Source organism: Caulobacter sp. GW821-FHT10A06 (assembly GCF_059415805.1).
The window spans coordinates 341,611-351,166 of record NZ_JBWKNY010000007.1 but is presented as its reverse complement, the minus strand read 5'-3'; the positions used below and the strand labels follow the sequence as shown (position 1 = coordinate 351,166).

Below are 9,556 nucleotides of genomic sequence, written 5' to 3'. Positions count from 1 at the left end.
GCTGCCTTGAGCGAGGACTTCCATGGTCTTGGACAGGTTGATCAGCGGCTTGGCGATCTTGGAAGACCCGACCCACATGGCGTAGGCCAGGGCCGCGCCGGCCGAGGCCAGGCCGAACAGCAGCAGGACGATCGCGCCAGCGGCGGCGTCCTTCTTGGCCTTGGCCACCATGGCCTGGGTTTCTTCGCTGTGGTGGTCGATCCAGGTCGCCGTGTCCTTGGTCAGCTTGGCGATGTCGGCGTCGATGCCGCCCATCATCATGACGGCGGCTTCGTTGAGGTTCTGCAGACCCATGTCGGCGCCCGCGCGGGCGTTGTCGTGCACGGACTTGAAGCGCTTGCGGAAGCCTTCGATGTCCTTGACCGCGGCCGGGTCGGCCTTGGCGGCCTTGTCCAGGAACGCGTTGCCGGCCGTGAAGGCCTTTTCGATGTCTTCCGAGCCCGACTTGGCGGCTTCCGATGTGCCGTCATTGGCCACGGTGCGATACGCGGCGTAACCGACGGTGGCGACCTGGCGGTTGAAGCGGGCGGCGTTCAGCTCGGTGGGCGCGCGCTGGTCGACCAGGACCTGGGCGGCTTTCTCGACCTTCTTCACCTGCCACACGCCCGCGCCAACGCAGGCCAGGGCCACGACGGCGAGGACGATCGCCGGCATCATCACCTTGGTCGAAATCTTCAGGTCGTCGAACTTCATCGGAGCCTCATGCGGCGCGGACGAGGGGAGGTCGTCCGGCAAAAACACACGTTTCGGAGCCAGTAGACGCGAAGGCAGTGAAATCGCGGTTAATGCTCAGGCTTGCGTTAAGCATCGCGACGTTCCGCCGCATCCTTTAGTCGATACCGGGTCAGGCCTTTGGGTGGGCGGCCTGGTAGGCGGCCAGCAGACCCGCCGCGTCGACCTGGGTGTAGCGCTGGGTCGTCGACAGCGAAGCGTGGCCCAACAGGTCCTGGATCGCGCGCAGGTCGGCGCCGGCGCCCAGCAGGTGGGTGGCGAAGGCATGGCGGAAGGCGTGCGGCGTCACGCGGTCGGACAGCCCCAAGCGGCCGCGCAGCAGCTGCACCAGGCCCTGGACATGGCGCGGTGACAGCGGTCCGCCGCGCTTGGCGCGAAACAGTGGCTCATCGGGACCCAGCACGAAGGGCAGCTCGTCGACATAGACGGCGACCGCGTCGCGCACGGCGTCCAGCACCGGCACGATGCGGGTCTTGCCGCCCTTGCCGGTGATGCGCATCGAGACGCCCAGCGGCGCGTCCGACCAGGTCAGGGACAGGGCTTCGCTGATCCGCAGGCCGCAGCCCCAGAGCAAGGTCAGCACCGCCTCGTCGCGGGCGGTTTCCCAGGGATCGCGCTCGGTGTCGCCCGAGGCCTCGGTGATCAGGTCGCGGGCCTGGTCCTCGGAGACGGGGCGCGGCAGGCCGATCTTCAGGCGCGGACCGCGCACCAGTTCGACGGCGGCGTTGGCCACGCCGTGGCGCTGGTCCAGATACTTGTGAAAGGCGCGGATCGACGACAGGGCCTGGCTGATCGAGCGCGGGGCCAGGGCGTCTTCGCCCTGCCGGCGGAAGGCCAGGTAGCCGCGCAGGTCGGCGGCCGAGACCTCGCCCATGGCGGCCAGGCTGACAGTTTCGCCGCGATGGCGTTCCAGGAAATTCAGATAGGCCAGGACGTTGTCGCCATAGGCCCGTACCGTGCGCGGCGAGGCCCGGCGCTCCAGCGTCAGGTAGTCCAGCCAGGCGGTGTAGGCCTGGCGAGCACTCACAGGACCGGCCAGCGTTCGGCGGTGCGCTCGACCACGCGGGCCAGGAAGTTGACCAGCTCGGTGCCCATGTCGGGCGTGAAGCCTTCCGGATCGGTCGAACCGAAGGCGATCAGGGCTTCGCGGCGCGGCTCCCAGATGGCCATGCGGACCAGGGCCATGCTGCGGATGGTCTCGGCCTGCTCGCCAAACAGCGGCAGGGCGGGGGCGAAGAAGCCCATGCGGGCGATCGGCGCCTCGCCCAGGATCATGTCGACCTGGCCTTCGGCGAGAATGTACCAGCCGGCCGGGACGCGGGTGGGGCCTTCCAGGGCGACGACCCCGGCGGCCAGGCCGAAACGACCGCGGGCCATCTCGTCGACGCGGCGGGCCAGGTCCGAGTGGTTCCGCGCGTCCAGCAGGTCGATGACCGCGGCGTGGGTCTGGGCCTGGGCCGAATAGTTGGCGCGGGCATTGGCCTCGATGGCCTGGCGGACGCTGGCTTCGCGCTTGTGGGCGGCGGCGGCGCGGGCCAGGGCGCGGGGGCCGAAGTCGACGACATTGGCGGCGTCGACCCGCAGGCCCAGCTCGCCCAGCAGGTTCTCGTCCTGGCGCAGGAACTCAGGCTGGACGCGCAGGAAGTCGCGGACGCTCTCGGCGTCGACAGGTTTCCGGCTCGCGTTCGTCGCGTCGCTCATCGTCGTCCCCACGGTAAAAAGCACTCCCTCCGGATGAAGCGGGCAAGACGGTTAATGTCCGCTTGATGACGACTTCGAACGTCCTCTCGACCTGGGGACGGTTTGACGGCAAAAGCATCCCGCCATGCCTCGTATAGCCTCTGTCCTGCTGCCGATGCCGTTGCCGGAGGCTTTCGACTACGCCGAGCCGGAAGGCCTGGAGCTTAGCCTCGGCGACCACGTGACCGTGCCCTTGGGGCCGCGCGTGATTCGCGGCGTGGTCACTGGCCTGCGTGACGGGACCGGCGGCAACCGGCCGCTGAAAGTCATCATCGAGAAGGTCGACGATCCGCCGCTGCCGCCCGGCGTGCTGGCTTTCGTCGAGTGGGCGGCGCGTTACTCCGTCGACCTGCCCGGCTGGCCGCTGGCCATGGCCCTGCGCGGCCTGCGCCATCCGCCGCCCAAGCCCGACAAGGTGCTGGTCCTGACCGGAACCCAACCGACTCGCATGACCCCCGCGCGCCTGAAGGTGCTGGCCGCCGCCGAGGGCGTGAAGCTGTCGGGCGCCGCGCTCGCGTCGGCCGCCGGCGTCTCGGCCGGCGTCGTGAAGGGCCTGGTCGACGAAGGCGTGCTGGCCGCCGACTTCGTGGAGCCCGATCGGGGCCTGCCGCAGCCCGACCTGTCGCTGCCGCCCCGGACGTTGAACCCCGGCCAGGCCGCTTGCGTCGAGGTGCTGACCGAGATGCTGGACGCCGGCGGCTTCCAGGCGGCGCTGCTGGACGGGGTGACCGGTTCGGGCAAGACCGAGGTCTATCTGGAGAGCGTCGCGGCCGCGCTCCAGGATCCCGAGGCCCAGGTCCTGATCCTGCTGCCCGAGATCGCCTTGACCCAGGCCGTGCTGGCCCGCTTCGAGCAGCGCTTCGGCGCCCTGCCGGCCGAGTGGCACTCCGGCGTCTCGCCGCCGCGCCGCCGGCAGGTCTGGGAAGCCGTGGCCAGCGGCAATGCCCGGATCGTGGTCGGCGCCCGCTCGGCCCTGTTCCTGCCGTTCAAGAAGCTGCGCCTGATCGTGGTCGACGAGGAGCACGACAGCTCGTTCAAGCAGGAAGAGGGCTTCATCTACCAGGCCCGCGACCTGGCCGTGGCACGCGCCAAGATCGAAGGCGCGACCGTGCTGCTGGCCTCGGCCACGCCGTCGCTGGAGAGCCTCTACAACGCTCAGATCGGCCGTTATCGCTGGCTGCGCCTGTCGGCCCGCCACGGCGCGGCGCAGCTGCCCGACATCGGCCTGGTCGACATGCGCCAGACGCCGCCCGAGCCCGGCCGCTGGCTGTCGCCGCCGCTGATCAAGGCCATGGCCGTGACCCTGCAGCGCGGCGAGCAGGCCATGCTGTTCCTGAACCGCCGGGGCTATGCGCCGCTCGTTTTGTGCAAGGCCTGCGGCGAGAAGATGAAGTCGCCCGACACCGACAGCTGGCTGGTCGAGCACCGCTATACCGGGCGTCTGGTCTGTCACCTGACCGGCTTCTCGATGAAGAAGCCCGATGCCTGTCCGCACTGCGGGGCCAAGGACTCACTGGTCTCGATCGGCCCCGGCGTCGAGCGAGTCGAGGAGGAGGCGCGGCACATCTTCCCCGACGCGCGGGTGGCGGTGTTCTCGTCCGACACGGTGATGGATGCGGAAGCGGCCAAGACCCTGGTGGCGACCATGGCGGCCGGCGAGATCGATATTCTGGTCGCCACCCAGGCGGCGGCCAAGGGCCACAACTTCCCGAACCTGACCCTTGTGGGCGTGGTCGACGCCGACCTCAGCTTGCGGGGCGGTGACCTGCGGGCCGGCGAGCGGACGTTCCAGCTGCTGGCCCAGGCCGCCGGCCGCGCCGGGCGTCACGAGAAGCCCGGCCGGGCGCTGCTGCAGACCTACTCCCCCGACCACGCGGTGATGCAGGCCCTGGCCGCCCAGGACCGCGACGCCTTCATCGAGGCCGAGATGGGCATGCGCCAGGACGCCGGCCTGCCGCCGTTCGGCCGCCTGGCGGCGGTGATCGCCTCGGGGCCCGACAGCGCGGCCTTGGACGCCTATGTCGAGGCCCTGGCCGCGGTGATCCCCAATGCCGAGGGGGTCGAGGTGTTCGGCCCTGCGGACGCGCCGCTGGCCCTGGTGCGCGGCCGCCGCCGCAAGCGGTTCCTGGTTCGGGCCGAGCGCAATGTCGACCTGCAAGGGTTCATGGCCGCCTGGCGGGCGCGGGCCAAGGTCCCGAACTCGGTTCGCGTTGTGATTGACGTGGATCCCTACAGCTTCCTGTGATCATGCGGCCTCGCGCCACATTCCCCTGAGCTGCGCCCTGCGCCCACTGTCCGCCCCCTGACGATGGGATGAACCCGTCGCGGCCGGAGGAAAGCCCATGAAGTCGGTTCTTGCGTCAGTGGCGTTCGCGTTGAGTTTGGCCGTTGTCGGCTCCGCATCCGCCCAGACCGCGCCGCTCACCGGCTCCGGGGGCTCCATCCAATCCCCGCTCTTCAAGGCCTGGATCGCCGACTACCAGAAGGCCGGCGGCGAGCCGATCGCCTATACCGGCCAGAACTCGGCCTTCGGCATCAGCCAGATCGAGAGCAAGGCGGCCGACTTCGGCGTCACTGCCATGCCGCTGTCGGACGCCGACCTGAAGGCCAAGGGCCTCAGCCAATTCCCGTTCGTGATCAGCGGCACGGTGCTGGTCACCAACGTTCCCGGCCTGGAGAGCGGCAAGCTGAAGCTGGACGCCCCGGCCGTGGCGGCGATCTTCCTGGGCAAGGTCACCAAGTGGAACGACCCGGCGCTGAAGGCCCTCAATCCGGGCCTGGACCTGCCCGACTGGCCGATTACCGTGGCTCACCGCGCCGATCCGGCCAGCATGAGCCTGCTGCTGACCAGCTACCTGTCGTCGGTCAGTCCCGAGTGGAAGGCCGGTCCCGGGGCCGGTGAGACCGTGGCCTGGCCGATCGGCCTGGGCGGCAAGGGCAATGCCGGGATCAGCGAGATCATGTCCGGCACCATGGGCACGATCAGCTATGTCGAATACGCCTACGCCCTGGACCACAAGCTCGATTTGGTGGCGCTGAAGAACCACGACGGGGCGTTCGTCACGCCGTCGCCGGCCGCGTTCTCGTCCTTCGCCAGCGGCGCGCCGTGGACGGCCAGCCAGGGCTTCGGCGTCCAGACCCTGGACCGGCCGGGCAAGGCGACCTGGCCGCTCGTTTTGGTCAGCTACGGCCTGCTGCGCGACGACGCCGCGCCCGACCGCGCCAAGCGGGTGCGCGACTTCTTCACCTGGGGCTATACGAGCGGCGACGCCGACATCACGGCCCTGGGCTATGCGCCCGTGCCGAGCTCGGTGAAGACCGCCGTACAGGCCCGCTGGAAGTAATCAGTTCGTCGGCTCGTCTTTCTCCAGCACCGGCGCGCCGGCGGCGGGCTGGTGCGAGCGCAGGGGCAGGGCGGGGATCATCAGGATCACCGCCAGGCCCGCGGCGATCACGAACAGGGCCGCGACCATCACGCCGCTGACCGCATTGATCAGCGCGCCTTGCAGCACCGGATCAGCGTGGGCGGCCTTGCCTTGCGCGGCCGCCTGGACGGCCATGCCTTCCAGCTTGCCGAGATCCAGGCCACCGCCAGGCAGGCTGGCCAGGCGCGCGGTCAGCATGGTCCCGGCCAGGGCCGCGCCGACGGTCGAGCCGATCTGGCGGAAGAACTGGTTGGAGCTGGTCGCCACCCCGATGTCGCGCGGATCGACGGCGTTCTGGGTGGCGATGTTGAACAGGCTCTGGCCGGGGCCAAGGCCCAGACCGACGAAGGCCAGCAGGGCGCAGAGCAAGGTCAGGCTGTGGATCTTGGACAGGTCGTGCAGCAGGAACACCGCGACCAGCAGGATTACCGCGCCGCCGATCATGTAGGGCTTGTACTTCCCGGTCTTCGAGACGAGCTGGCCAGCGACCGTGCTCGAGATGATCAGGCCGGCCATCAGGGGCAGCATTGTCATGCCGCTGATCGTGGCCGGCACGCCCCGGCCCAGCTGCAGGAACAGCGGCAGGAACATCACCACGCCCATGAAGGCCATCGAGATCAGGAAGCCCGCCGTATTGGCCGTGGTGAACACCTTGTTCTGGAACAGGTGCATCGGCAGGATCGGGTTGCTGACCTTCATCTCCACGAAGACGAAGGCGGCCAGCGACACGGCGGCTAGGGCGAAGAGCCCCAGGCTCTGCGGCGAGCCCCAGGCGAAGTTGTGGCCGCCCAGGCTGAGCGCCAGCAGCAGCGGCACGAAGGCGGCGATCAGCAGGCCCGCGCCCAGGAAGTCGATCTTGCCCGAGCGGCGATGCTCCAGCTTGGGCATCTTCACGATGACCATGAACAGTGACAGCAAGGACAGGGGCAGGTTGACGTAGAACACCCAGCGCCAGCCGGCGACCAGGTGGGTCCCGATCTGCACCGTGCCGTGGTCGGTGAAATAGCCGCCGATGATGGGCCCCAGCACGCTGGCCAGGCCGAACACCGAACCGAAGATGCCGGCGAACTTGCCCCGCTCGCGCGGTGGATAGAGGTCGGCGATGATGGCGAAAGCGGTGGTGAAGAGAGCGCCGCCGCCGATGCCTTGCAAGGCGCGGAACACGATCAGCTGGACCATGCCGGGCATGCCCAGCACCGTGCCGAACTCGCCCGCTAGACCCGACAGCCAGGAGCCCGCGAGAAAGATCGAGATGCCGGTGATCAGCACGGGCTTGCGCCCGAAGATGTCGCCCAGCTTGCCCCAGATCGGCACCATCACCGTCGAGGTCAGCAGATAGGCCGTGGTCACCCACGAATACAGATTGAGGCCGTTCAGCTCGGAAATGATCCGCGGCATCGCGGTCGAGACGATCGTCTGATCCAGCGCGCTGAGCAGGAACACGATCATCAGCGCCGTCAGGGTCAGGCGGCGCTCGGCGTCGGTGAAGGTTTGGCCAGTGGAGGTCTGGGAGGTCATCAGGGCCTTGGGAGCATGATAGCCGGGGTCGCCGACCTATCACGCCCCCAAGACGGGATGTAGGGGTTAGTGCTCTTTCTTGGTCCCGCGCTTGCGCGCCAGCATGTTCAGGCCCTCGACGCCGGCCGAGAAGGCCATGGCCGTATAGATGTAGCCCTTGGGCACATGGGCGCCGAAACCCTCGGCGATCAGCACGGTGCCGATCATCAGCAGGAAGCCCAGGGCCAGCATCACCACGGTCGGGTTGTTGTTGATGAAGTTGGCCAGCGGGTCGGCGGCCAGCAGCATCACGGTGACGGCGACGATCACGGCGATGACCATGATCGGCAGGTGATCGGTCATGCCGACGGCGGTCAGGATCGAGTCGATCGAGAACACCAGGTCCAGCAGGATGATCTGGAAGATCGCCGCGCCGACGTTGGAGATGACCTGGGTGGCCTTGTCCTTCTCCAGCACGTCGTCGCTCTTGCCCGGGTCGACCGTGTGGTGGATCTCCTTGGTCGCCTTCCAGATCAGGAAGACGCCGCCGGCGATCAGGATCAGGTCGCGCCACGAGAAGGCGGTCTCGAAGCCCGGCTCGCCATGCGCGCCCACCGGGCCGGTGATGCCCAGGTTGAAGACCGGCGCGGTCATGCCGACGATGAAGGCGATGGTCGACAAAAGGACCAGGCGCATGATCAGCGCCAACGAGATGCCGATGCGACGAACCCGTTGACGATGCTCGGGCGGCAGCTTGTTCGACAGGATCGAAATGAAGACCAGGTTGTCGATCCCCAGGACCACTTCCATCACCACCAGGGTCACCAAGGCGGCCCAGGCGGCCGGGTCTGTGGCCAGGCTAAGGAGTTCGTTCATCGGTCCTCTCTATGGTTATCGGCTAAGCCGTCGTTCGCGTATGCGTACATGTAACACAGCGAGATAGGCGGGTAACGTTGATCTTTCCACCGTGGGGGATGGGAAGGCGGACCCTTAAGGACCGACGTCAATGCAAGACGGCGCGCATATCAAGCCCCTGACCGCCCTCCGGTTCTTCGCCGCCTTCTGGGTGGTGCTGTTCCACTACTGGCCCAAGCTGGACGTCGGCTTCACGCCGGCGATCGCCGCCAAGGGCTATCTGGGCGTCGAGGCCTTCTTCGTGCTGTCGGGCTTCATCCTGTGCCACGTCTATCTGAGCGGGTTCGGGGAGGGGCGGTTCCGCTACGGCGACTTCCTGTGGAACCGGCTGGCGCGGGTCTATCCGCTGCACCTGGCCACCCTGGTCGGCGTCGGGGCCATGGCGTTCGCCGGCACGATCGCGGGCCTGAACGTCGATCCCAACATCCTGTCGTGGAAGGCCCTGCCGTCGAACCTGCTGCTGGTCCATGCTTGGGGCTTCGCGCCCGTGGCGGGCTGGAACCACGCCTCGTGGTCGATCTCGGCCGAGTGGTTCGCCTACCTGACCTTCCCGGCCTTCGCCTTCGCCGCCTGGAAGCTGCGGGCGCGCCCGATCGCCGCCGTGCTGGGCGCGCTGGCCTTCATCGCCGTGATCTACCCGACCTTCCAGGCGCTGGCCGGTTTCCCGCTGACGGAGGCCACGATCCAGTGGGGCGCGCTGCGCATCGTGCCGTGCTTCGCCTTCGGCTGCGCCCTGCACGCCCTGTGGCGCTCGGACCGATTCCCGACCCGACTCAGCGGCTACGGCGCCGCTTTATTGGGCATGGCCACGCTTGGCGCCGTTCAGTTTTCCGCCCCCGATCTGGTGATCGTGATGCTTTTGGGCGGCCTGATTTTCACCCTCGCGAGCCTCGCCAAGGACGGTTTCGAGTTTGCTGGACAGTCAGTGTTCGTCTATCTCGGCGAGATCAGCTACTCGACTTATATGATCTGCATCCCGTGGAAGATCCTAGCCATTAATGCCGCGACCAAGGTCCTCAATATCGAGGGTGACAAGTTGCCGCTGCTGGTCTGGATCGCGATTGTGTCCGCGCTGGTCCCGCTGTCGGCGATCTCCTATCATTTCATAGAAAATCCGTGCCGAGAGCGCATGAAGACCTGGGCTGCCGGCTGGAAACAGCGCCGCTTGGCGCTCGCGGGTGCGGCATAAACACTCTTTTCACGTCTTCCTGGGAAGGTTATCCCTTAACCCAGTGACGCGGGGGAGT

General features: G+C 67.9%; 7 protein-coding genes and 1 pseudogene. 3 read left to right on the top strand and 5 right to left on the bottom strand.

Annotated elements, in window-relative coordinates:
- From AC07NF_RS22570 to AC07NF_RS22560, 3 genes and pseudogenes are all read right to left on the bottom strand, one after another.
- Positions 1 to 693 (bottom strand): annotated as a pseudogene (locus AC07NF_RS22570) (methyl-accepting chemotaxis protein); the annotation flags it as partial.
- Between the two features lie 151 nt (positions 694 to 844).
- On the bottom strand, positions 845 to 1,759 hold the full coding sequence (locus AC07NF_RS22565; protein WP_494627081.1) for a tyrosine recombinase XerC: 915 nt from the start codon (positions 1,757 to 1,759) through the stop codon (positions 845 to 847).
- A complete protein-coding gene (locus tag AC07NF_RS22560) occupies positions 1,756 to 2,433 on the bottom strand; it encodes a DUF484 family protein (RefSeq protein WP_494627083.1) in 678 nt (225 codons plus the stop codon). The genes AC07NF_RS22565 and AC07NF_RS22560 overlap by 4 nt, the downstream gene beginning before the upstream one ends.
- A 124-nt stretch (positions 2,434 to 2,557) precedes the next feature.
- On the opposite strand from AC07NF_RS22560, the gene AC07NF_RS22555 reads away from it, so the two are divergent.
- Both AC07NF_RS22555 and pstS read left to right on the top strand, forming a co-directional pair.
- Positions 2,558 to 4,717 (top strand): primosomal protein N', encoded by a 2,160-nt coding sequence (locus AC07NF_RS22555; RefSeq protein WP_494627085.1) that lies wholly within the window; start codon positions 2,558 to 2,560, stop codon positions 4,715 to 4,717.
- A 97-nt stretch (positions 4,718 to 4,814) separates the two neighbouring features.
- Positions 4,815 to 5,816, top strand: coding sequence for a phosphate ABC transporter substrate-binding protein PstS (gene pstS / locus AC07NF_RS22550; protein WP_494627087.1), 1,002 nt, complete (start codon positions 4,815 to 4,817; stop codon positions 5,814 to 5,816).
- On the opposite strand, the gene AC07NF_RS22545 is transcribed toward pstS, so the two are convergent.
- Together AC07NF_RS22545 and AC07NF_RS22540 are read right to left on the bottom strand one after the other, a co-directional pair.
- A complete protein-coding gene (locus tag AC07NF_RS22545; protein ID WP_494627089.1) occupies positions 5,817 to 7,415 on the bottom strand; it encodes an MDR family MFS transporter in 1,599 nt (532 codons plus the stop codon).
- A gap of 66 nt (positions 7,416 to 7,481) precedes the next feature.
- Positions 7,482 to 8,270, bottom strand: coding sequence for a TerC family protein (locus AC07NF_RS22540; RefSeq protein ID WP_492815592.1), 789 nt, complete (start codon positions 8,268 to 8,270; stop codon positions 7,482 to 7,484).
- A gap of 130 nt (positions 8,271 to 8,400) precedes the next feature.
- Here AC07NF_RS22540 and AC07NF_RS22535 point away from each other — a divergent pair, with 130 nt between their 5' ends.
- Positions 8,401 to 9,498, top strand: a complete 1,098-nt coding sequence (locus AC07NF_RS22535) for an acyltransferase family protein (RefSeq protein ID WP_494627092.1) — start codon at positions 8,401 to 8,403, stop codon at positions 9,496 to 9,498.
- The last annotated feature ends 58 nt before the right edge of the window (positions 9,499 to 9,556 follow it).

Excerpts from the sequence above, each read along its gene's own strand:
- AC07NF_RS22560 (WP_494627083.1), bottom strand. The coding sequence starts at position 2,433 with ATGAGCGACGCGACGAACGCGAGCCGGAAACCTGTCGACGCCGAGAGC.
- AC07NF_RS22555 (WP_494627085.1), top strand. The coding sequence starts at position 2,558 with ATGCCTCGTATAGCCTCTGTCCTGCTGCCGATGCCGTTGCCGGAGGCT.
- pstS (WP_494627087.1), top strand. The coding sequence starts at position 4,815 with ATGAAGTCGGTTCTTGCGTCAGTGGCGTTCGCGTTGAGTTTGGCCGTT.
- AC07NF_RS22545 (WP_494627089.1), bottom strand. The coding sequence starts at position 7,415 with ATGACCTCCCAGACCTCCACTGGCCAAACCTTCACCGACGCCGAGCGC.
- AC07NF_RS22540 (WP_492815592.1), bottom strand. The coding sequence starts at position 8,270 with ATGAACGAACTCCTTAGCCTGGCCACAGACCCGGCCGCCTGGGCCGCC.
- AC07NF_RS22535 (WP_494627092.1), top strand. The coding sequence starts at position 8,401 with ATGCAAGACGGCGCGCATATCAAGCCCCTGACCGCCCTCCGGTTCTTC.